This is a genomic window from Kribbella sp. NPDC104740 (assembly GCF_055583505.1).
Genome location: NZ_JBVJNV010000003.1, coordinates 753,370 through 774,814, shown reverse-complemented (window position 1 = coordinate 774,814; position 21,445 = coordinate 753,370). Strand labels below are relative to the sequence as shown.

General features: G+C 70.0%; 19 protein-coding genes and 1 pseudogene. 12 read left to right on the top strand and 8 right to left on the bottom strand.

The annotated features are described in order from the left end of the window. Positions 1 to 47 precede the first annotated feature (47 nt). Positions 48 to 1,055 (top strand): hypothetical protein, encoded by a 1,008-nt coding sequence (locus ACZ6Z4_RS19820; protein ID WP_465566051.1) that lies wholly within the window; start codon positions 48 to 50, stop codon positions 1,053 to 1,055. Here ACZ6Z4_RS19820 and ACZ6Z4_RS19815 read toward each other — a convergent pair. Further along, entirely contained in the window at positions 976 to 1,977 is a 1,002-nt protein-coding gene (locus ACZ6Z4_RS19815) for an amidase (protein WP_465566791.1), read from the bottom strand. The two genes, ACZ6Z4_RS19820 and ACZ6Z4_RS19815, sit on opposite strands and share 80 nt — an antisense overlap. Before the next feature lie 412 nt (positions 1,978 to 2,389). On the opposite strand from ACZ6Z4_RS19815, the gene clpB reads away from it, so the two are divergent. Further along, positions 2,390 to 4,966, top strand: coding sequence for an ATP-dependent chaperone ClpB (gene clpB, locus ACZ6Z4_RS19810; RefSeq protein WP_465566048.1), 2,577 nt, complete (start codon positions 2,390 to 2,392; stop codon positions 4,964 to 4,966). A gap of 57 nt (positions 4,967 to 5,023) precedes the next feature. On the opposite strand, the gene ACZ6Z4_RS19805 is transcribed toward clpB, so the two are convergent. The 3 genes and pseudogenes from ACZ6Z4_RS19805 to ACZ6Z4_RS19795 form a co-directional block, all read right to left on the bottom strand. Beyond that, positions 5,024 to 5,242: a hypothetical protein gene (locus ACZ6Z4_RS19805; protein ID WP_465566812.1), complete on the bottom strand. Its 219-nt coding sequence runs from the start codon at positions 5,240 to 5,242 to the stop codon at positions 5,024 to 5,026. 51 nt (positions 5,243 to 5,293) lie between these two features. Then, positions 5,294 to 5,701, bottom strand: a pseudogene (locus tag ACZ6Z4_RS19800) (phosphotransferase); the annotation flags it as partial. Positions 5,702 to 7,101: 1,400 nt separating this feature from the next. Then, positions 7,102 to 7,506: a PPOX class F420-dependent oxidoreductase gene (locus ACZ6Z4_RS19795; protein WP_465566043.1), complete on the bottom strand. Its 405-nt coding sequence runs from the start codon at positions 7,504 to 7,506 to the stop codon at positions 7,102 to 7,104. Positions 7,507 to 8,411: 905 nt separating this feature from the next. On the opposite strand from ACZ6Z4_RS19795, the gene ACZ6Z4_RS19790 reads away from it, so the two are divergent. Both ACZ6Z4_RS19790 and ACZ6Z4_RS19785 read left to right on the top strand, forming a co-directional pair. Continuing rightward, complete coding sequence (locus ACZ6Z4_RS19790; protein ID WP_465566040.1) at positions 8,412 to 8,750, top strand: hypothetical protein; 339 nt, start codon at positions 8,412 to 8,414, stop codon at positions 8,748 to 8,750. Beyond that, a complete protein-coding gene (locus ACZ6Z4_RS19785; RefSeq protein WP_465566037.1) occupies positions 8,750 to 9,100 on the top strand; it encodes an ArsC/Spx/MgsR family protein in 351 nt (116 codons plus the stop codon). Before ACZ6Z4_RS19790 ends, ACZ6Z4_RS19785 begins: the two co-directional genes overlap by 1 nt. Before the next feature lie 6 nt (positions 9,101 to 9,106). Here ACZ6Z4_RS19785 and ACZ6Z4_RS19780 read toward each other — a convergent pair whose 3' ends face one another. Continuing rightward, positions 9,107 to 10,258, bottom strand: a complete 1,152-nt coding sequence (locus ACZ6Z4_RS19780; RefSeq protein WP_465566034.1) for a pyridoxal phosphate-dependent aminotransferase — start codon at positions 10,256 to 10,258, stop codon at positions 9,107 to 9,109. Positions 10,259 to 10,324: 66 nt separating this feature from the next. Continuing rightward, positions 10,325 to 12,301 carry a glycosyl hydrolase family 28-related protein gene (locus ACZ6Z4_RS19775; RefSeq protein ID WP_465566031.1) on the bottom strand — a complete coding sequence of 659 codons (1,977 nt, stop codon included), beginning with the start codon at positions 12,299 to 12,301 and terminating at the stop codon, positions 10,325 to 10,327. Positions 12,302 to 12,419: 118 nt separating this feature from the next. Between ACZ6Z4_RS19775 and ACZ6Z4_RS19770 the strand changes: the two genes are divergently transcribed. Then, positions 12,420 to 13,286 (top strand): EamA family transporter, encoded by an 867-nt coding sequence (locus ACZ6Z4_RS19770; RefSeq protein ID WP_465566028.1) that lies wholly within the window; start codon positions 12,420 to 12,422, stop codon positions 13,284 to 13,286. Positions 13,287 to 13,367: 81 nt separating this feature from the next. Here the strand turns inward: ACZ6Z4_RS19770 and ACZ6Z4_RS19765 are convergent, their stop codons facing one another. Continuing rightward, positions 13,368 to 14,075 (bottom strand): FadR/GntR family transcriptional regulator, encoded by a 708-nt coding sequence (locus tag ACZ6Z4_RS19765; RefSeq protein ID WP_363669779.1) that lies wholly within the window; start codon positions 14,073 to 14,075, stop codon positions 13,368 to 13,370. A gap of 190 nt (positions 14,076 to 14,265) precedes the next feature. Between ACZ6Z4_RS19765 and ACZ6Z4_RS19760 the strand changes: the two genes are divergently transcribed. From ACZ6Z4_RS19760 to ACZ6Z4_RS19735, 6 genes are all read left to right on the top strand, one after another. Beyond that, positions 14,266 to 15,579, top strand: a complete 1,314-nt coding sequence (locus ACZ6Z4_RS19760; protein WP_363669777.1) for an ABC transporter substrate-binding protein — start codon at positions 14,266 to 14,268, stop codon at positions 15,577 to 15,579. Between the two features lie 4 nt (positions 15,580 to 15,583). Further along, complete coding sequence (locus tag ACZ6Z4_RS19755; RefSeq protein ID WP_465566023.1) at positions 15,584 to 16,561, top strand: carbohydrate ABC transporter permease; 978 nt, start codon at positions 15,584 to 15,586, stop codon at positions 16,559 to 16,561. Continuing rightward, the gene (locus ACZ6Z4_RS19750) at positions 16,558 to 17,394 is read left to right on the top strand and encodes a carbohydrate ABC transporter permease (RefSeq protein ID WP_465566020.1); all 837 of its coding nucleotides are present in this window, start codon (positions 16,558 to 16,560) and stop codon (positions 17,392 to 17,394) included. The genes ACZ6Z4_RS19755 and ACZ6Z4_RS19750 overlap by 4 nt, the downstream gene beginning before the upstream one ends. Positions 17,395 to 17,629: 235 nt before the next feature. Continuing rightward, positions 17,630 to 18,397 carry an SDR family NAD(P)-dependent oxidoreductase gene (locus tag ACZ6Z4_RS19745; RefSeq protein WP_465566017.1) on the top strand — a complete coding sequence of 256 codons (768 nt, stop codon included), beginning with the start codon at positions 17,630 to 17,632 and terminating at the stop codon, positions 18,395 to 18,397. Continuing rightward, positions 18,394 to 19,152 (top strand): endonuclease/exonuclease/phosphatase family protein, encoded by a 759-nt coding sequence (locus tag ACZ6Z4_RS19740; RefSeq protein ID WP_465566014.1) that lies wholly within the window; start codon positions 18,394 to 18,396, stop codon positions 19,150 to 19,152. The genes ACZ6Z4_RS19745 and ACZ6Z4_RS19740 overlap by 4 nt, the downstream gene beginning before the upstream one ends. Before the next feature lie 92 nt (positions 19,153 to 19,244). Further along, the gene (locus ACZ6Z4_RS19735; protein ID WP_465566011.1) at positions 19,245 to 20,042 is read left to right on the top strand and encodes a hypothetical protein; all 798 of its coding nucleotides are present in this window, start codon (positions 19,245 to 19,247) and stop codon (positions 20,040 to 20,042) included. 57 nt (positions 20,043 to 20,099) lie between these two features. Here ACZ6Z4_RS19735 and ACZ6Z4_RS19730 read toward each other — a convergent pair whose 3' ends face one another. Continuing rightward, positions 20,100 to 20,960 (bottom strand): NAD(P)H-binding protein, encoded by an 861-nt coding sequence (locus ACZ6Z4_RS19730; RefSeq protein WP_465566008.1) that lies wholly within the window; start codon positions 20,958 to 20,960, stop codon positions 20,100 to 20,102. Between the two features lie 115 nt (positions 20,961 to 21,075). Here ACZ6Z4_RS19730 and ACZ6Z4_RS19725 point away from each other — a divergent pair, with 115 nt between their 5' ends. Next, positions 21,076 to 21,444, top strand: a complete 369-nt coding sequence (locus ACZ6Z4_RS19725) for a winged helix-turn-helix transcriptional regulator (protein WP_465566005.1) — start codon at positions 21,076 to 21,078, stop codon at positions 21,442 to 21,444. Position 21,445 lies beyond the last annotated feature (1 nt).

Below are 21,445 nucleotides of genomic sequence, written 5' to 3'. Positions count from 1 at the left end.
TCGCAAAGCTGATGGCCGGGCGCACACTCGGCAGTGAGGGGGACACCATGGGAGTACGGCTGGAGGATCGAGGGCCGCTCGCGCACTACGCCCAGTGGGCCGCGCGCCGAGCGGGCAAGGTGCTGGCGGGGGTCGAGCCCGCGGACGGCGCGGCGTTGCTGTTCGCGGCCGACGAGCTGCTGGTGGACGGCGAGCGGGTTCGGTTCCGCGCTGTGCCGCGGGTGGATCGGCAGGACGAGCTGCTGGAGCTGGCGTACGGCGCGGGTGTTGTCGTCACGTCCGACCTGGGCGCGGCGGTCGCCGCGCTGGCGATGCGACATCGGCTGGACGGGCGGTGCGCTGAGCTCGACGTGGTGACGCCTCGACCCTTTGGGGACGTTTCGCTCGTCGCGGGCTGCTCGTTCGAAACGGCGGCGCCGCTGCTCTTCCAGCCCGTTCGCTGGAGCCCGACCCAGTGCCGCAGCTGGGGGCCGGGTGGCTTCGAGACGACCTCGGGGTGTTTCCGGCTGATGGTGCCGGAGCGAACCATCTACACGCGACCAAGCTTTTCCGTCTCCGGCGTCGACCTCGACGTCGTGCTGTACGACGACTGCCACGCCGAGCTCTCCCGCTGGACGGGTGTCGACGTGGTGACCGCGCACCCACCCGAGTGGTCGACCTGCTACCTCTCCGTCACGAGCCCGGAGCCGTACCGGATCGGTACCGCGATGACGCTCGACACCCCGATCTTCCCGGGCCCGCACCAGGAGATCGAGACCCTCCCGAAGTGGTGGGCCGACCCGCCACCATTGGTGCTGACCGACAAGACCACCCGGTACCTGTACGAGCACTGCCCCGGCGAGGGATCGGCGCTGGTCTTCGAGACCTGCCCCGACCAGCTCGAGGCCGCCCTGATCGACCGGACCGGCCGCGCGATCCGGCACGGCCTGCCGCTCGACACCACCGACCTGGAGCCCGGCTGGTACGTCGTACAGCTCACTCGGTGCGAAGCCGGCGTACTGCCTGTGCGCCTGGTTCCACCGCTTCGACTCCCGGTCCTTGCTCGGCAGCGATGAGGAGATCCACTTCCCGGTGGTGCCTGGCCACGAACTGCAACCCGACGGGCAACCCGTCGGCCGTGAATCCCGCAGGCACGCTGATCGCCGGATGCCCACTCACGTTGAACGCCCACGTCAGCGCAACGCTCATCACGTCACCGGGCCCGTCGTGCCCGTGCGGCGGATTGGGGGTCGTCGGCGTCGCGATCAGATCCACGTGCTCGAAGACCTCGCGCAACCGCCGGTCGTTCTCAGCCTTTGCCTCCTGTGAGCCGCCGGCTCCGCGCAGCGACCTCCACGCGGGCTCCGGATCAACCAGCACCACCTCGACCGACTTCTCGACCAACTTGCCCTTGGCAACCATCCCGATCAGCGCCGCCCTGGCCACCCGTTCGATCTCCGCCTCGGCCTCCGCGAACCCCAGATCCCCCGACCAAGCCACCCGCAACGGCCTGCTGCTCGGCGTCCGTTCCACTCCCAGCCACGCCCACAGGTCCTCGACCCCCCGAGCCAGCACACCACCCACCCCGAGCCCACTCGCATCCACCGGCGGCACCGTCCCGTTCGTCGCCTTCAACCCCAGCACCCCGCACCACGCCGCTGGAATCCGCACCGACCCAGCCCCATCGCTCCCGGTCGCGAGCGGCACCATCCCCGTTGCCACAGCCACCGCCGATCCAGCCGAAGACCCACCCGGCACCAGCTCCGGGTTCCACGGATTCACCGTCACTCCGCGGTCGGTCCACCCCCACGTCTGCCACCCGGTCCCCTTGCCAGGCATCGAAGTCCGACCCACCGGCACGGCCCCCGCCCCAATCAGCCGCCCTACTTCCCGCCCCTTCACCCCCACCGGCACCCCAAGAAACCTGAGCGTCGTCGCAGACGGGCCGGCCGCCCCATCCGCCGCCTGCCCCACCCCGCCGAAACCAGCCCCCACCATTGCGTCCCCACCCCGCTCAGCCCCCGTCCGCCCAACCCCAGCCGGTCCACCGCGCTGCCCCCACATCCGCTCGAGCCCGCCCCGATCGATCAGCCGAGCAGCAGCCAACGCCCGCTCCGCCCAGACCTCCCGAAAGGCCCGCACACCCCCGTCCACCTCGGTGATCCGCCCCAGCGCCGCCTCCACCACGGCCGCCGCCGACAGTTCCCCAGCTCGCACGGCAGCTCCGATCGCCACCGCCGACCACCGCACGTACTCCGCACCGTCCATCGATCGCTGAGCGTAGTCGAGCCGCTCAGGAGCAACCCTGAGTTTTCCCCAGGTTTTGGCAGACTTGAGTGGAATGGACTCAACTCTCGGTAGGTTGTAGTCAGAGACTGTTGTTGAACGCGCTTTGAAAGGCTGGAACCAGATGGATGTTCAGCGGTTGACGACGCTGGCCCGGGAAACCCTGTCGGTCGCGATCCGTCAGACCTCCGCGGCGGGCAACCCGACCGTGGAACCGATTCACCTGCTGTCAGGACTGCTCGCGCAGCCCGAGGGGACCACGATCGGTCTGCTCGAGGCTGCCGGTGGGGACGTGGACGCTGTCCGGCGCAAGACGGCCGAGCAGCTGGCCCGCCTGCCGAAGGCGAGCGGCGGGAGCGTGCAGGCGCCGAGCCTCTCGCCGAAGACCAGCGACGTGCTGAACCAGGCGGAGCAGCGCGCGCTCGGGCTCGGCGACGAGTACGTCTCGACCGAGCACCTGCTGATCGCCCTGGCGACCGTCGAGGGCGTGGCCAAGTCCGCGCTCGACGTGACGCCGGACGCGCTGCTGCAGGCGTTCGACCAGATGCGCGGCAACCGGCGGATCACCTCCCCGGAGGCCGAAGGAACCACCAAGTCGCTGGAGAAGTACGGCATCGACCTGACCGAGCGGGCCCGCGACGGCAAGCTCGACCCGGTGATCGGCCGTGACTCCGAGATCCGGCGCGTGGTCCAGGTGCTGTCCCGGCGGACCAAGAACAACCCGGTCCTGATCGGTGAGCCCGGCGTCGGCAAGACCGCCGTCGTCGAGGGCCTGGCCCAGCGGATCGTCGCGGGCGACGTACCGGAGTCCCTGCGCGGTCGCCGCCTGATCAGTCTCGACCTGGGCGCGATGGTGGCCGGCGCGAAGTACCGCGGTGAGTTCGAGGAGCGGCTGAAGGCGGTGCTGACCGAGATCAAGGAGTCGGACGGCCAGGTCATCACGTTCATCGACGAGCTGCACACGGTGGTCGGCGCGGGCGCGTCCGGCGAGGGCGCGATGGACGCCGGCAACATGCTGAAGCCGATGCTGGCCCGCGGCGAGCTGCGGATGATCGGCGCGACGACGCTGGACGAGTACCGGACCCGGATCGAGAAGGACCCGGCGCTGGAGCGGCGCTTCCAGCAGGTGTTCGTCGGCGAGCCCTCGGTCGAGGACTCGATCGCGATCCTGCGAGGGCTGAAGGAGCGGTACGAGGCGCACCACAAGGTCGCCATCTCCGACAGCGCGCTGGTCGCCGCCGCCACCCTGTCGAACCGGTACATCACCGGTCGTCAGCTGCCCGACAAGGCGATCGACCTGGTCGACGAGGCGGCGTCCCGGCTGCGGATGGAGATCGACTCCTCCCCGGTCGAGATCGACTCGCTGCGGCGTACGGTGGACCGGCTGAAGATGGAGGAGCTGGCGCTGTCCCGCGAGGACGACGCCTCCAGCCGTGAGCGGCTCGAGCGGCTGCGCGCCGACCTGGCCGACCGCGAGGAGGAGCTGCGCGCGCTCGAGGCCCGCTGGGAGAAGGAGAAGTCCGGCCTGAACCGGGTCGGTGAGATCAAGGAGCGCATCGACGAGCTGCGCGGCCAGGCCGAGCGCGCCCAGCGCGACGGCGAGCTGCAGCGCGCCTCGGAGATCCTGTACGGCGAGATCCCGGAGCTGACCAAGGAGCTCGAGGCGGCCGCCGCCGAGCCCGAGGTCACCGACGGTCCCGACGCGATGGTCAACGAGGAGGTCGGCCCGACCGAGATCGCCGAGGTGATCGCGATGTGGACCGGCATCCCGACCGGCCGGCTGCTCGAGGGCGAGACCGGCAAGCTGCTCCGGATGGAGGACGAGCTCGGGCACCGGCTGATCGGCCAGCGCGAGGCGGTCAAGGCCGTCAGCGACGCCGTCCGGCGGGCCCGCGCGGGCATCTCCGACCCGGACCGGCCGACGGGTTCGTTCCTGTTCCTCGGCCCGACCGGCGTCGGCAAGACCGAGCTGGCCAAGGCGCTCGCGGACTTCCTGTTCGACGACGAGCGCGCGATGGTCCGCATCGACATGTCGGAGTACGGCGAGAAGCACAGCGTCTCCCGCCTCGTCGGCGCCCCACCCGGGTACGTCGGCTACGAGGAGGGTGGCCAGCTGACCGAGGCGGTCCGCCGCCGCCCGTACTCGGTGATCCTGCTCGACGAGGTCGAGAAGGCCCACCCCGAGGTCTTCGACATCCTGCTCCAGGTCCTCGACGACGGCCGCCTCACCGACGGCCAGGGCCGCACGGTCGACTTCCGCAACGTCATCCTGATCCTGACCAGCAACCTCGGCTCGGCGTACCTGGCCGACCTGACCCTCGACGACAAGGCCAAGCGAGACCAGGTCCTGGCCGTGGTCCGCCAGTCCTTCAAGCCCGAGTTCATCAACCGCCTAGACGAGATCGTCCTCTTCGACGCCCTCGGCAGCGAAGAGCTCACCAAGATCGTCGCCCTCCAGATCACAGCCCTCCAGAAGCGCCTCACCGACCGCCGAATCACCCTCGACGTCGGCGAAGACGCCCTCGAATGGCTGGCCCTGACCGGCTACGACCCCGTCTACGGCGCCCGCCCCCTCCGCCGCCTGGTCCAATCAGCCATCGGCGACGAACTGGCCCGAGGCCTGCTCTCCGGCACAGTCCGCGACGGCGAAACAGTCCGAGTCCACCTCAACGAATCCAAGGACGCCCTCGAAGTCAGCTGACGTCCTGCCTGCCAGATGCCCGGGATCGCCTCGATCCCGGGCATCTGCCGTTTCTACTCACCCAAGAGCCTCGTCGAACACCTCACGGTGCTCCACCGTGAACACAAGCTCCCGCCGCGACCACGCGATCCTCTCGGCCACTTGCTCCGCAGTCGCAACCCCCGACGCCACCTCACCCCAGAACCGCACGTTCCGGCTCTGCCGCTCCACCATCGCATCCACCAGCAGCCCCCGCTCTCCGGCCGACAACCCGTACCCGTCCGCCAGCACCCGCACCTGCCGAGCCTGAGCCTCCACCGAAGGCCGATCAGCCTTCGAAGACACACACCAAAGCCAAGCCATGTACCCCAAGTCCTCCAACGGACTCCCCGGCGCAGCCAGATCAAAATCGATGAACGCCACCGGTACGCCCTCCCGGAACACCGCGTTGTTCGGCCCCAAGTCGTGATGGCACACCACCCGTTGGTTCCCCACCAACTCACTGCCACGAGTCGCCTCATGCAACTCCCGCGCCAGCACCCCCGCCGCGCCAACCTGCACATCACTCCAAGCCCGCAGCTTCCCGGGAACCCACCCCGGCAGATAACTCAGCACATCCCGCCCAGCCTGATCCGTCCCAAGCCACCGCGGCGCCCCACCAAACCCAACCTCCTCCAACCGCCGGAGCACGGAAGCACCAAACACCGACGCCGGCCGCCGCACCGTCTCCCCGACTCGCACAACCCCACGAGTCATCCGCCCACCCGCCAGCAAAACCTCACCGTCGAGCTCTTTCCGCCCGCGCACCCGCCCGCTTCCGCCCACACTCGCGTCCGCCTGCTCATCCACTCGCTTCCGCCCCCCGCTCACTCACTCACCTGGTCGCCCGCCCAACTGCTCGCTCGCCTACCCGGTCCCCCGCTCACCCGCTCGATTCCGCCCGCATTCGCGCCGGCCCGCTCATCTGGTCGCCCGCCCAACTGCTCGCTCGGCCACCCGCTCGCCAGCTCGCTTCCGCCCGCATTCGCGCCGGCCCGCTCATCCGCTCGCTCGCTCAACTGCTCGCTCGCCCACTCGCTCGCCGACCGCTCACCCCGACGCTGACCTAGCCGCTCGCATGCCTGCTCGATAGCGACCCCGCTCGCCCTCACACGCTGACCTGGGTGCTCGCGCGCTCGCCCACCCGCCGCTCGCCCACCCGCCGCTCGCCCGCCGCTCACCTGCGCGCTCTCCCGCTGGCCGCCCGCATATCCGGCACTCGCGCGCTCGCTCACATGCTGGCTCGCCTGCCTGCTCGGTCGCCAATCCGCCCGCGGCTCACCCGGAGCCTGGCCCGCGCTGATCACATGCTCGGTCGCCCGCCCGCCGCTCGCCCGCCCGCCGCTCATCCACTCACTCGTCCGCTCGCCTACTCGGCTGCCACTCCGCCCGCCGCTCACCCCGAGCCTCGCCCGCCGCTCGCCTGCTTCTCCCGGCCTGCTGGCTCGCCTGCCTGCTCGGTCGCAAATCCGCCCGCGACCACGCTTAGCCTCGCCCGCGTTGATCACATGCTCGGTCGCCGACCCGTAACCACTCGCTCGCCTGCTCGGTCGCCAATCCGCCCCGCTCGCCGCTCACCCGGAGCCTCGCCCGCCGCTCACCTGCGCGCTCACCCGCTTGCCCCGCCCGCTGGCGCTCGCCTGCCTGCTCGGTCGCCAACCCAGGCTCGCCCCACCTGCCGCTCACCCGGAGGCTCGTCCGCCCGCTCACCTGCACGCCCACCCGCCCGCCGACTATGCGGGCGCTCGCGCGCTCACCCGCTTGCCTCCGCCCGCTGGCGCTTGCCTGTCTGCTCGATTGCTAACCCACCCGTCCCGCGCGCCGCTCACCTGGAGCCTCGCCCGCCCGCCGCGCACCCGTTCACTCGCCCGCCCGCCGCTCATCCACCCGCTCGTCAGCCGCTCATCCCCACCCCGGTCGCTCGCGCTCCACTCGCCGTGCTTCACCGGGGGCTCGCCTGCCTGCCTGCCCGTCGCTACCCCGGTCGCCGCTCACCCGGCGGTTCGCCCGCCCGGTGACCTGAGCGTCCGCCCTCTCGGCCGAGCGTCGGGCGGTGCATCTCCTTCGGCTGATTGGTCTCCCGATCGCGAGGTCTCATCCACGGAGCCCGGCGCTCGTCAGCCGCGGGTGATGACGCGATCCGGCGTGATCCGTACGACGACCCGCTGGACCTCGGGCGGCAGGTCGGCGTACTCGGTGGCGGCCTCGGGCCCCGCGTACTTGGTCGCCAGCGCCTGCGCGACCACGCGATCGGCGTCCTCGGTGACCGTCGCCGTGCCGCGGATCTCGGCGTACTGGAGCGGGTCGGTGCTGTCGACGACGACCACGCTCGCGCGGGGATCGGCCTCCAGGTTGCGGACCTTGCGCAGTCCTGCGGTCGACGAGATCAGGACGTCGTCGCCGTCGCGACCGACCCAGATCGGGGAGGTCTGCGGGCTGCCGTCCGGGTTCACGGTGGCGAGTACGGCGATGTTGGTCCCGTCGAGGAGTTCGCGGGCCTGGGCGGGGAGTTCCTTGGTCATCCGGCGGAGTGTAGGCGGGCCCGGAGGTCTTTCCCCGCCGGTGCGTGTGGGCGGTTGGGCGATCTGGGAGGATCGTGGGAAGGAAGCGGAGGACACCCACTCACATGAGCGACCAGCCCGGCGGCCCCGCCGCCCCGCACAACCCCGACGAGCCCACCCCGGCCGACACCCAGCCGACTGCCCCGGCCGCTGCCGAGCCGACGCCGCCGGTCGCAGGTGAGCCGAGTTCGCCGTACGGCGAGCAGGCGACGCCCGGGGCCGAGCAGGCCTCTTCCGCGGCAGCCCAGCCGCCCACCGCTCATGACCCTTCGTCCGGGTCAGCTCAGCCGACGCCTGCGGTTGATCGGCCGACACCGCCGGTCGCGGGTGAGTCGACCTCGGCGTCCGATGAGCAGCCGCTCTCCGCCGGTGAGCAGCAGTCGTCCGCTTGGGCCCAACCGACGCCTGCTGGTGAGCAGCCGGCATCCGCCTCGGCTCCGGCGATGCCCGGTGCTCAAGAGCCCTCGTCCGCGTCCGGTCAATCGGCGCCTGTGGTTGGTCAGCCGGCGGTGTCGGCTGATCCGCGGGCCGCTGGTGCTGGGCAGCCGTTTGGTGGGGGTCAGCAGGCCGGGGGTGGCGGAGCGCCTCGCGGAGAGCAGCCTGGCCCGTATCAAGGCGTCTTCGGCGCGAGCGGCCAGGCGCCCTCGGGAGGACCTCAGTACGACTCGGCGGCAGGGGCTGAGCGGCCGGGACCGTACGGCGGGGCGTTTGGGCAGCCGGCGGGGGTTCAGCCGGGGCAGCAGGGTGGGTTCGGGCAGCCGGGGGTTGGACACGGGCAGCAGCCTGGGAATCCGTGGGGGCAGCAGGCGGCGTACGGGTATCAGCCTGGGCCGGTGGCGCCGCCCAAGCAGGTGACTATTGCTTCGGTGATTTCGTTTGCGTTGGGTGGGTTGTGCATCCTGCTCGGGTTGTTCGCGTTGACCTCGGCGGGGGAGCAGATCGCTGAGACGTTGACTGGCGACCCGGGGGCGCGCGGGCTGGTGGCTGCGGTGATCTTGATCTGCGGGGCGGCGTACATCCTGCCGGCGATCTTCGTGCGGAAGCGGCGGCCGTGGGCTCGGATCATGCTGATCGTGGTGGCGGCGCTGGGGATCATGGGTGGGGTGAGCGCGCTGCCGGGGAGTCTGCTCGGGCTGGCTTTGCACGTCGCGTTGCTGGTGATGATGTTGCAGCAGCCGACCAAACTCTGGTTCACCCACCGCTGATGGAGATCTGGGTCAATCCGGCCTGCTCGAAGTGCCGGGCTGCGACGGCGGCGTTCGACGAAGCGGGGATCGAGTACACGGTACGGCGCTATCTCGACGATCCGCCGACGGTCGAGGAGCTCAAGGAGACGCTCGAGCGGCTCGATCTCGAGCCGTGGCACGTCGCGCGGATGAACGAGGCGGCCGCCGCGGCGCTCAAGAGTGTGCCCAAGGACGCGGAGCACCGGGATGAGTGGATCGCCGCGATGGTCGCGGATCCGATTCTGATTCAGCGGCCGATCATCACCGCGGACGACGGGACGACTGCCGTCGCGCGTGATGCCGAGAGCCTGAATCGCTTTCTGCCGTAGCGGAAATCAGAGTTTGGTGAGGCGGTTCAGCGCCTCTTCGAGGACGTCGAGCTTCTTGCAGAACGCCCAGCGCACCAGCGGGCGGCCGGCGTCCAGGTTGTCGTAGAAGACCTGGTGCGGGATCGCGACCACGCCGGTCTTCTCCGGCAGCATCCGGCAGAACTCGACGCCGTCGGTGTGGCCGAGCGGGCGGATGTCGGTGGTGACGAAGTACGTGCCCTGCGGGCGGTGGACGCCGAAGCCCAGCGCTGACAGGCCGTCGCAGAGCAGGTCGCGGCGCTGCTGGAGATCGGCGCGGACGCCGTCGAAGTAGTCATTGCCCAGGGCAAGCGCTTCGGCGACGGCGGGCTGGAAGGGGGCGCCGGAGACGTAGGTGAGGAACTGCTTCGAGGTGTTCACAGCGGTCACCACCTCCGGCGTACCGGAGACCCAGCCGATCTTCCAGCCGGTCACCGAGAACGTCTTGCCGGCGCTGCCGATCGAGACGGTGCGCTCCGCCATCCCCTCGTACGCCGTGAGCGGGCGGTGCTGCCTGCCGTCGTAGATGAGGTGCTCGTAGACCTCGTCGGTGATCACGACCAGGTCGTGCTCGACCGCGAGGGCGGCGATGCCGCGGAGCTCGTCGTCGGTGAGGACCGTGCCGGTGGGGTTGTGCGGGGAGTTGATCAGCAGCACCTTCGTCCGCGGGGTGATCGCGGCGCGGAGCTCGTCGAGGTCGAGGCGGAAGTCCGGGGCGCGCAGCGTGACCGGGACGCGGTGGCCGCCGGCCATCGCGATGCAGGCGGCGTACGAGTCGTAGTACGGCTCGAGGGCGATCACCTCGTCGCCTGGTTCGACGTACGCGAGCAGGGCGGCGGCGATCGCCTCGGTGGCGCCGGTGGTGACGAGGACCTGCGTGTCGGGGTCGTACTCGAGGCCGTAGAAGCGGCGCTGGTGGTCGACGATCGCCTGCCGCAGCGCGGGGATGCCGCGGCCGGGCGGGTACTGGTTCGCGCCGGAGCGGATGGCGGTGATCGCCGCCTCGAGCACGGAGTCGGGCCCGTCGGTGTCGGGGAAGCCCTGCCCGAGGTTCACCGCCCCGGTCCGCACCGCGAGCGCCGACATCTCGGCGAAGATCGTCGTCCCGAGCCCGTTCAGCCGCTGAGCATGTGCACGCATGCCACGACATTAGTACGCCGGTACGTCGCGCCGCCTGGGGTGTCTCAGGCGGCGCGGCGCAGGTGGTCAGTTCCAGGCGGACGGAGCCGGCGGCGGTACTACCGGCGGGCGGTCCTCGCACCACGAGGCGCTCGTCCAGCCTCCGTCGTTGCCTTCCAGGAGGTGGACGTCGAACTCAGGGGGTCCGTTGAAGTGGAAGGTGCCGCAGTTGTTGATGAAGGGGGCGCCCACATTGCGGGCGTCCACGTTCTCGAAGGTTGCGGCGCCGCCGACTCTCGCGTTGACGACGTTGGTGCCGGTGCCGTCGACCTTGATGTTGCGGACGGTGACGTTGGTCAGGGAGTAGTCGTCCTTGACCGGCCAGTCGACGACGAACATGAACGCGTTGTACGTCGAGTCGAGGAAGGAGCTGTCGGTGATCTCGATCTGGCCTTCCATGTCCGACTGCAGGGCGTAGAGCCAGATCGCGCCCAGGCCGAGGTCCCAGTTGAGGTCTCGGGGGGCGCCTCGGACGGTGGTGTTGCGGGCGAAGGTCAGCTTGCCCTCAAAGGGAGTCGAGCCGAAGCGGGAGCCGGCGTGCAGGGTGCTGCCTTCGCGGATCGGGTCGGCGACGAGGTTGTCGGTGACGGCGTTGTCGCGGCCGCCGTAGATGGCGATGTTGTTGGCCAGGACCGGGGTCTGGACGGTGTTGTGGTCGTAGACGTTGTTGTGCACGACCAGGCCGTCAGGATTCGCTTCCGACCACATCGCCAACCCGTCGTCCCCGCTGTTGCGGACGAAGTTGTTCGTCGCGCGGACCCCCGAGACGCCGAGGTGCAGGTTCATCCCGTCGGCGATCTGGTCGACGATGATGTTGTCGCGGATCAGCAGCCCGTCCATCGGGCCGTCGAGCCAGATGCCGACCTTGGTGTGGTGCAGGTACAGCCCGCGGATCGACGAGCCGCCGCCGATCGCGCCGCCGATGCCGTTCACCTGGTCGGTGTCGATCCGTTCCCGGACGTCGCTCTCGATCGCGAAGTCGGCCAGGTGCACGCGCGTGCTGCCGCCGTCGGCGGCGTACTTGCCGTAGAAACCGGGCGCCGAGTGCACCGACTTGTCGGGCGCAGGCTCAGGAAGCGGCAGCACCGAGCCCTTGATGATCGACCACCAGTTCCCCGCGCCCTGGACCGTCACCTTGTCGACGACGATGTGCCGGTTCACCTGGAACGTCCCGGCGGGGATGAAGACCGACCAGCCGATCTTCCGCGCGGCAGCGATCGCCCGGTCGATCGCCGGCGCGGAGTCCCGGCGTCCGGTCGGATCGGCGCCGAAGAGCCGCACATCCAAAGACCGCAGCGGCGCCCGCTTCGGTGCAGCCACCAGTTCGAAGTCGGCGACGTCGAGCACGTACCACGAGGCAGGGGTGTTGCGCGGCACCGAGAACCGCACCCGGTCCCCGGCTCGGTAGGTCTTGCCGAGCAGCAGCCGCTGCTCGTCGTAGAAGTGGTTCGGCCGGAACGGCTTGCTCACCGGATCCGGCTCCGGCTTCCACCAACCCGGGATCGGGTCGACGTCCGGGTCGTTCGAGAACGGGTACATCCCGTACAGCCAGGCGTACTCCGAGGTCAGCGTCATCGTCTGCTTGCGCTTGCCGTTGACGGTCACGTCGAGCGGCGCCCGCAGCCCGCCCCCGTCGGCGGAGTCCGGGATCGAGTACCGCAGCGTCAGCGCGTTGGCCGGCCGGGTCAGCGTGAACTCGACGTACTGGCCGCGCTCGGTCAGCCGTACGGCGGTCCGCCCGGACGCCTCGGCGGGCAGCGTGTACGCCTCCCGGCTCGGGCCGATCTTCTCGCCGGTGGTGAACGCGTTCTCGGCCTCCTGCTCGACGAACGGCACGGTCGCGCCGCGGCCCTGGACGAGCGCCGGATCGAGTCCGGCCCGGGTCTCCCGGGGAACGGGCCGGAGCGGCTGGGCGGCGGCGGTCAGGGCGGTACCAGTCAGCAGCGCGCCGACGACGACACTGGTCACCGCGAGCCGGCGGCGACGGAACCTTGGGTGGGACAACGGAACCCCCTCGGACGTTGGTGCCCGGACAGTACGGCGACGCGACGAATCGCTGCAAGATCTCGACATCAGAAAGAAATTTTCGCGCAGAGCCGATGCGGTGGGAGACTGACGGGCGGTGAACGCCACAGCCCTGTCCCTCGTGCTCGGCGCCGCCGTGCTGCACGCCGCCTGGAACTTCGCCGCCAAGCGCGTACGACGCGGTGGCGCGGCCTTCGTCTGGTCCTACTACACGGCCGCGAGCGTGCTCCTGCTCCCCGCGCTGGTGATCGCACTGATCACGTCCGACGTGCACCCGCACTGGAACTGGCTCGTCGCGGCCCTGGTCACCGCGGTGCTGCACATCGGTTACGGCATCGTCCTGCAACGCGGGTACGACGTCGGCGACCTGTCCGTCGTCTACCCGGTCGCGCGGGGGACCGGGCCGCTGCTGTCGGTCGCCTTCGCGGTGCTCCTGCTCGGCGAGCGCCCCGGCGTCCTCGGCCTGGTCGGCGCGGCGCTGATCATCGCCGGTGTGCTCGGCATCAGTGGTGGCCGAAGGCAACAGTCGGCGCGCGGCGGGGTCAAGGCCGGGGTCGTGTACGGCGTGGCGACCGGCGCGCTGATCGCGGCGTACACGTTGTGGGACGCGTTCTCGGTGACCGACCTGGCCGTGCCGCCGTTGATCTACTTCGCCGCGGCGTCGATCCTGCAGAGCCTGCTGCTCGCGCCGCAGGTCCTCAGCAAGCCGGAGCCGCTGCGGCTGCTCTGGAAGGAGAACAAGCGCGAGATCCTCGTCGTCGGGGTGCTGTCGCCGATCGCCTACCTGATGGTGCTGTACGCGATGCGGCTGGCGCCGGTCAGCCTGGTCGCGCCCGCGCGCGAGATGAGCATCGTGCTGAGTGGCCTGGCGGCGTGGCTCGTGCTCGGTGAGTCGGGTGCGAAGCGCCGGCTGGTCGGCAGCGCCGTGGTCCTGGCCGGGATCGTCGCGATAGCGCTCGCCTGACGCCTGACGCCTGACGCCTGACGCCTGACGCCTGACGCCTGACGCCTGACGCCCGGCGCGATCGCGCTCGCCTGACGCCGGTCAGTCGGCGGCGGGGAGCTCGACCTGCGGCTCCGGCCGCAATGCCCGCAACCACAGCTCCGTCTGCGCGATGTGCGCCGACGCCGCGGTCGCCGCGGCCGCCGGGTCCCGGTGGCTGATCGCCGCGAGGATCGCCCGGTGCCCGAGATCGCTCGTCCGCTTGATCGCGTCGAAGTCCGCGCCCGGCTCGAAGATCCGGTAGTGCCCGCCGCGCCCGCGAATCACCCCGGTCAGCGCGGTCACCGTCGGATTCCCACCCGCCTCACAGATCGCGCCGTGGAACTCGGCGTCGAGGGCCTGGATCTCACCCGCGTCGGTGGTCGCCTCCAGCCGGTCGAGAATGCCGGCGAGACGCTCGGCCAGCGCGGGATCCTGCCGCGCAGCGGCCGCGGCCGTCGCGTGCGCCTCCAGGATCCGGCGTACTTCGAGCAGTTGCAGCACACCTTCCAGAGGGATCAGCTCGACCGACAGCGAGAACCGGCTGATGATCTCCGCCGGATCCAGCGCCGACACGTACGTGCCCGACCCGTGCCGCGACTCGATCACGCCCAGCGCGGCCAGCGAACGTGTTGCCTCGCGCAACGAGCTGCGGGAGACTCCGAGGTGGTCGCACAGCTCCGGCTCCGGCGGGAACTTTGCCCCCGGGCCGAGCTCGCCGGACGCGATCATCTGCCGCAGCCCGGTCAACGCGCGGTCGGTCGCCGCCATCGGCCGCCTCCTCCCCGTTCCACCAGCCGGTCCGACCCGGCGTACTGATGTTAAGTCCTCAGACCACTTACGGTCACATCTGCGGCGAGTTCTTGTCCACCCCGCGTGAATGTGGTTAATGTGCGGACAACGGTTGACCAACTCGTCTGATGTCCCCTGCCCTGGCCCACATCCCCTGAGGAGAAGCGCCATGCGTCACCGACAGATGCTCGCACCTCTGACCGCGGCTCTGGCCGCCGCCACGCTGGCGCTCACCGCCTGCGGGCCCGGTCCGGCCGAGAAGGCCCAGAGCGGCGGTGAGGTCAAGCTCCAGATGGTCGAGAGCCTGACCAACCCGACCCGGACCGCGCTGCTCAAGAAGCTGATCGCCGACTTCGAGAAGGCGAACTCCGGGATCACGGTGCAGCTGATCTCGCCACCGACCAACCAGGCCGACCAGAAGATCACCCAGATGCTGCAGTCCGGCAAGGGCGTCGACGTGCTGGAGGTGCGGGACACCACGGTCGGCCCGTTCTCCACCAACAAGTGGATCTACGACATGGCGCCCGACCTGAAGGACTGGGACGGGCTGCAGGCGCTGACGCCGAACGCGCTGGCCGTCACGCAGCAGGGCGGCAAGTCGTACATGGTCCCGTACGGCTTCTACGGTCTCTCGCTGTTCTACCGCAAGGACCTGGTCCAGCAGGCCGGGTTCGCCGGGCCGCCGAAGAGCTGGTCGGAGATGGTCGAGCAGGCCAAGAAGATCAACGACCCGAAGAAGAACAAGTACGGGTACTCGTTCCGCGGTGGGCTCGGTGGGGCCGGCAACGCGATCGCGGTGATCTCCGGCTACGTGATCGACGACATCAACAAGGACAACGCGTTCAAGCTGACCGACGGCAAGACGATCTTCTCGTCCCCGAAGGCCGTCGACGCGCTGAACCTGTACCTCGACCTGTTCAAGAACGCCTCCCCGCCGTCCTCGGTGAGCTGGGGCTACCCGGAGATGGTGCAGGGCTTCACCTCCGGTACGACGGGCTTCCTGCTCCAGGACCCGGAGGTGATCGCGACCGTCCGCGAGTCCAAGACGATCAAGGAGGACCAGTGGGGCACCGCGCCGCTGCCGGTCGGCCCGACCGGTAAGGCCGCGCAGCCGCTGGCCAACGCCGGCTGGGGGGTCGCGCAGGGCAGCGAGCACAAGGCCGAGGCGGTCAAGCTGGTCAAGTTCCTCACCTCGGGCGACTCCGCGCTGACCTTCTCCAAGGAGAACAGCCTGGTCCCGATCCTCAAGTCGGCCGCCGAGGACCCGTTCTTCAAGGACGGCCCGTGGGCGTCGTACGTCGCGATGAACTCCTCGCCGGACACCTACGTCGTGGTCACCCAGCCGCGCGGCGTGCCGTGGTCGACCGAGTGGGGCAACAAGTCCGACGCCGACGTGCAGAAGCTGATCACCGGCAAGGCCCAGCCCGCGGAGATCCTCAAGGGCTGGGACGAGTACTGGACGGCCAAGTGGGCCGGGAAGTGAGTTGATGGCTGTCGACACGAGGCCGCCCGCGAGCTCGCGCCGTACGGCGGGCTCGCGGCCACCGGCCGGAGGGCGGCGGCGGTTCAGCGGCCGGACGGCGCTGGTGCTGCTCGCGTTCATGCTGCCCGCGATCGCGTTCGTCGGGCTGTTCACCTACTACCCGTTGCTGAACGGCATCTCGATGGCCTTCCGCAACTACAACCTGAACGACCTGTCCGACACCTCGTGGATCGGGCTGGACAACTTCCGCACTTTGGTCGGCGACGAGATGTTCCGCGGCACCGTGAAGAACTCGGTCGTCTGGGTGGTCGGGTCGCTGGTGCCGCAGTTCCTGATCGGGTTCACGATGGCGCTCTGGCTGCGCCGCAAGTTCCGCTTCCGCGGCGCGTACCAGGCGCTGGTGTTCTTCCCGTGGGCGGTGTCCGGCTTCCTGATCGGCATCCTGTTCCGCTGGATGTTCAACGGTGAGTTCGGCGTCGTCAACGACCTGCTGATGAAGACGCACCTGATCGACACGCCCGTGCCCTGGCTGGCCGACGCGAAGTACGCGATGGTCGCGGTGATCGCCGCGAACGTCTGGTACGGCGTGACGTTCTTCGCGATCATGATCCTGGCCGCGCTGCAGTCCGTCCCGGACGAGCTGTACGAGGCGTCGGCGATCGACGGCGCCGGCAAGGTCCGGACGCTGTTCAGCATCACCATCCCGTCGATCCGGACCACGCTCGCGCTGACCGTGCTGCTGCGGATCATCTGGACGTTCAACTCGCCCGAGCTGATCTTCGGCATGACCGGCGGCGGGCCCGCGAACGAGACCCACATCGTCACGTCGTACATGATCCAGGTGACCCAGGAGGGCGACTACGGGCGCGCCTCCGCGATGGGCGTGATGGTGGTCTTCGTGCTGCTGCTGTTCGCGATCTTCTACCTGCTCGCGGTCCGGACCCGGACCCCGAGGACCCGACGGAAGGTGGTGGCCGGATGATCCTCGACCAGTCGCTGGCCGGGAAGATCGCGCGCTTCACCGGGCTCGGGATCTGCCTGGTGCTGACCGTGTTCCCGCTGTACTGGATCCTGGTCACGTCGTTCAAGGACCCGGGCTCGATCTTCGCCTACCCGCTGAAGTACTGGCCGTCGGAGTTCTCGCTGGAGAACTACACCGGCCTGTTCGAGCAGTCGAACTTCGGGGTGTTCATCGGCAACAGCCTGATCGTGTCGCTGGTCGCGGCCGCGCTGGCGACGGTGGTGTCGCTGCTGGCGGCGTACGTACTGGCCCGGTTCGAGTTCGTCTCCAAGGGCGCGGTGATGGGCGCGTTCCTGGTGACGCAGATGATCCCCGGCTTCATCGCGCTGGGCTCGCTGTACATCCTGATGACCCGGATGTACCTGGTCGACAGCCGCGTCGGTCTGGTGCTCGTGTACGTCGCGGTGTCGATCCCGCTCTGCACGGTGATGCTCCGGGGCTTCTTCGAGAACGTCCCCGCGTCGCTCGAGGAGGCGGCGATGGTCGACGGCTGCTCGCGGTTCTCGGCGCTCTTCCGGGTGCTCGTCCCGGTGATGACGCCCGGCATCGCCGCGTCGTACATCTTCAACTTCGTGAACTGCTGGAACGAGCTGTTCCTGTCGGTCACGCTGCTCAACAGCGACAGCAACAAGACCGTCCCGGCGGCGCTGAACGGCTTCATCTCCAGCTACAACATCGACTGGGGCTCGATGTCGGCCGCGGCGGTGCTGTCGATCATCCCGACGATGATCCTGTTCGCGGTCGCCAGCCGCTACATCGTCCAGGGCCTGACCGCGGGCGCGGTCAAGGAGTAGAGGAACGCCGTCAGGTCCCGCACGTGCCACCGCCGTTCACCGAGCAGCTCGTACGCCGTACCGCTGCTCGGTGAACGGTCCACCCAGGCCGTCTCCGACGTACTCGCGGATGCGTGCGTTCATCTGGCCGGCGGGTAGAGATGTTGTCGAGATCCAGCACCCAGGTGTCCACGGGGGCGAGCATCCGGCCAGGATAGTGACAGACTGGGGGCCTCACCGACGGAGGGATAGTGGCGTGGCTACTGCGCTGGTTACCGGGCCCACGGCGGGGATCGGGCGGGCGTTCGCGGACAAGCTGGCGCTCGAGGGGTACGACCTGGTGCTGGTGGCTCGGGACGAGGAGCGGCTGAAGGACGTCGCCGCCGAGATCACCAAGCTGCACGGTGTCGCGTGCGAGGTGCTGGCGGCGGACCTGACCGACCCGGAGCAGCTCGCGGTCGTCGAGCGGCGGTTCGCGGACGGGCCGATCGAGGTGCTGGTCAACAACGCGGGGTTCGGCCAGAAGAAACCGTTCTGGGCGAACACCATCGAGCAGGAGGAGCAGCAGCTCGACCTGCTGGTGCGCGTCGTACTGCGGCTGACGCACGCGGCGGTGCTGCCGATGATCGAGCGCGGCTCGGGCGCGGTCGTGAACGTGTCGTCGGTGGCCGGGTTCGTGCCACGCGGGACGTACGCCGCGCACAAGGCATGGGTGACGAGCTTCTCGTCCGGTCTCGCGATCGAGCTGCACGCCAAGGGCGTCGCGGTGATGGCGCTGGCGCCGGGCTTCGTGCACACCGAGTTCCACGCGCGGATGGGGATGGACAAGAGCTCCATCCCGTCGTTCATGTGGCTGGACGCGACAGACCTGGTCGACGAGGCGTGGAAGGACCTGATGCAGGGCAAGGCGGTGTCGGTCCCGTCCTGGCGCTACAAGCTGATCGTGGCCGGCGCTCGCTTCGTCCCGCGGTCGCTGATCGCCCGCGTCTCGACGCTCGGGCTGGACGGCCGCCGCCGCGGGTGAAGGTCCTCACCTGGAACGTGTGGTGGCGCTTCGGCCCGTGGGAGGAACGGGCCGAAGCGATTCTCGCCGTCCTGCGGGAGGCCGACGCCGACCTGATCGGGCTCCAGGAAGTGTGGGCCCAGGGCAACGAAAACCAGGCGGGTCGGCTCGCGGCCGAGCTGGGGATGCACTGGGCGTTCGCGCCGCTGCGCCGGCCGGAGCTGTGGCAGGAGCGGATCGGCGATCCATCGGTTGCCGTGGGCAATGCTCTGCTGAGCCGATGGCCGCTGGAGGAGCCCGCGGTGCTGGACCTGCCTGGCGCGGAGGGTCGCAATGCGCTGTACGCCCGGACCGGTGGCGTCCCGTTCTTCACCGCCCACCTGGAGGCGCCGCTGCACGCCTCGGCGGTGCGCTGCGCCCAGGTCCGCGCGCTCGCCGGGTTTGTTGCCGAGCGCCCCGGTTCGCATCCGCCGGTGGTGACCGGCGACTTCAACGCGGTGCCCGACTCCGACGAGTTGCGGCTGTTCGGGGGCGTGCGGACGGCGCCCGCCGTACCGGGGCTGGTGCTGATCGACGCCTGGGAGTACGCCGACGGGCCCGGGCCGACCTGGGACGCGGCCAACCCGTACGTCACGTTCGGGCCGAGCTGCCGGGTCGACTACATCCACGTCGGGCCGCCGGCGCGGGTGACCGGCGTACGGCGTACCGGTGATCGGCCGGTCGACGGCGTCTGGCCGTCGGACCACGCCGCTGTCCTCGCGACGATCGAGAACTGAGACACCGAAACCGCCGGGAAATCCGGAGCCAACCAAATGCCGATCGCTAGCGTCCATTGGGTCGAGGAGCGAACGAGCAGAAGGTTGACGACATGTCGGTACGGGGATGGAAGATCGCGGCCACGCTGGCCGTGCTGCCGCTGGCGCTGGCCGCCTGCGGCAACGACAAGCCGGGCACCGGGAGCCCGGCCCCGCTGAGCACCGCGCCCACCGGGCCGGCCAGCACACCGACGCCGTCCGGTACGCCGACCGAGGGGACGCCGACGGCGACGCCCTCGGTCACGCCGAGCGGCACTCCCACCGGCGTACCCACGCCGACGAAGACTCCGGGGAAACCAGTGGAGACACCGACGCCGCTCAAGCCCGTCCGTCTGACCAACTCGATGCTGCTGACCGGCGGCGAGGTCGCCAAGGGGGACCCGAAGCGCGGCTGGGCCGCGACCGCCGGCAGCGCCAGCACGCCGATCTGCGGCCGCGGCTCGACCCGCGGCGACGGGGTGCTCGGCGCGCTCAGCCGCAACTTCACCAACGGCCTCGACGCCGACGGCGGCCAGTGGCTGACCCGGTACGCCGACGCCAAGGCGGCGACCGCGGCGTACGACTCGATCCTGAAGACGATCGCGACCTGCAAGGCCGCGCGGCCGGCGCCGACGCACGCGCGCAAGGTCACCGAGAACCGCGCGATCGCGGTCGGCGACGCGACCCGGATCGTCCGCTGGTACGACTACCCGCTGCCGTCGGACCCGGGCAGCGAGGACGGCGGCTTCCCGTACGCCGTGACGCGCAAGGGCGCGATCGTCTCGGTGGTCGCGTTCCGCGAGATGGGCAAGGGCATCAAGCCCGCGAACTTCGAGGCGATCGCCCGCTCGGCGGCGGCCCACCTGGGCTGACCTGGACCTGGGGGAAGGGGGATCCACGGACTCCGTGTCCGTGGATCCCCCTTTGTTCTAGTTGAGTGCGGCGCGGATCGTCTCGGCGATCGGGGTGGTCGGGCGGCCGATCAGGCGCGCCAGGTCGCCCGGCGTACAGGCCAGGGCCCCGCGCGAGATCGCGTCGTCGACGTCGGCGAGCACCTCGGCGTAGTCGGCCGGCAGACCGATCGCGACCAGCCGCGCGTGGTTCTCGTCGTGGCCCAGCGTCGTGTGCACGACCGGCTTCCCGGCCTGCGCCGCGACCTCGGCGGCGAACTCGTCGAACGCCCACGCGGTGTCACCGCTCAGCTCGTACGCCTGCCCGGTGTGTCCGTCCGTCCGCAGTACGACGGCCGCCGCGGCGGCGTAGTCCGCCCGCGCCGCGGTCGCGATCCGGCTCCCGGGGGCGACGCCGTTGACGACCGCGCCCGCGTCGACCGCGTGCTCGAGCCCGAGGAGGAGGATCTCCGTGTACCAGTTGTTGCGCAGGAACGTGTACGGCAGCCCCGAGTCGAGGATCGCCTGCTCGGTCGCGCGGTGGTCGTCGGCCAGCACGAAGTCCGCGTTCGGTCCACCGAAGACACCGGTGTACGCCAGCTGCGCGACACCCGCGGCCTTCGCGGCGTCGATCACCACCTGGTGCTGCGGAATCCGCCGCCCCGCCTCGGTCGCCGACACCAGCAGCACCCGGTCGCCGGCCGACAGCACGCCGTCGAACGTCTCCGGCCGGTCGTAGTCCGCGACCACGACCTCGACCCCGCGCTCGGCCAGGTCCGCCGCCTTCTCCTTGCTCCGGGCAACCGCCTTGATCTCCCCGGCCGGCACCCCCGCCGCCAGCAGCTCCTCGATCACCAGCCGCCCCAGCGCCCCGGTCGACCCCGTCACCACGATGCTCATCTCTGCTTCTTCCTCCGGTCGAGTTTCTCTCTTACACTCACCGTAGCGACGGTACTAACTCTACGAAAGTACCCACTTTGAAGTAAGGTACTACTCTCGAAGTAAGGAGGCTCCGATGACCGCTCTGCTCCCCGACGTGAACCGCGTCGGCTGCCCGTCCCGCGTGATCCTGGAACACGTCACCAGCCGCTGGGGCGTCCTGGTCCTGGTCTCCCTCCTGGACCGCTCCTACCGCTTCAGCGAACTCCGCCGCCACATCGAAGGCGTCAGCGAGAAGATGCTCGCCCAGACCCTGCAGACGCTCGAACGCGACGGCTTCGTGCACCGGGCAGCGCAGCCGGTGATCCCACCGCGGGTCGACTACTCGCTGACCCCGATGGGCACCGAGGCGGCGACGTACGTGCGGTGCATCACGGAGTGGGTCGAGGCGAAGGTGCCCGAGGTGCAGACCGCACGCGACGAGTACGACGAGGCTCACGCCTGAC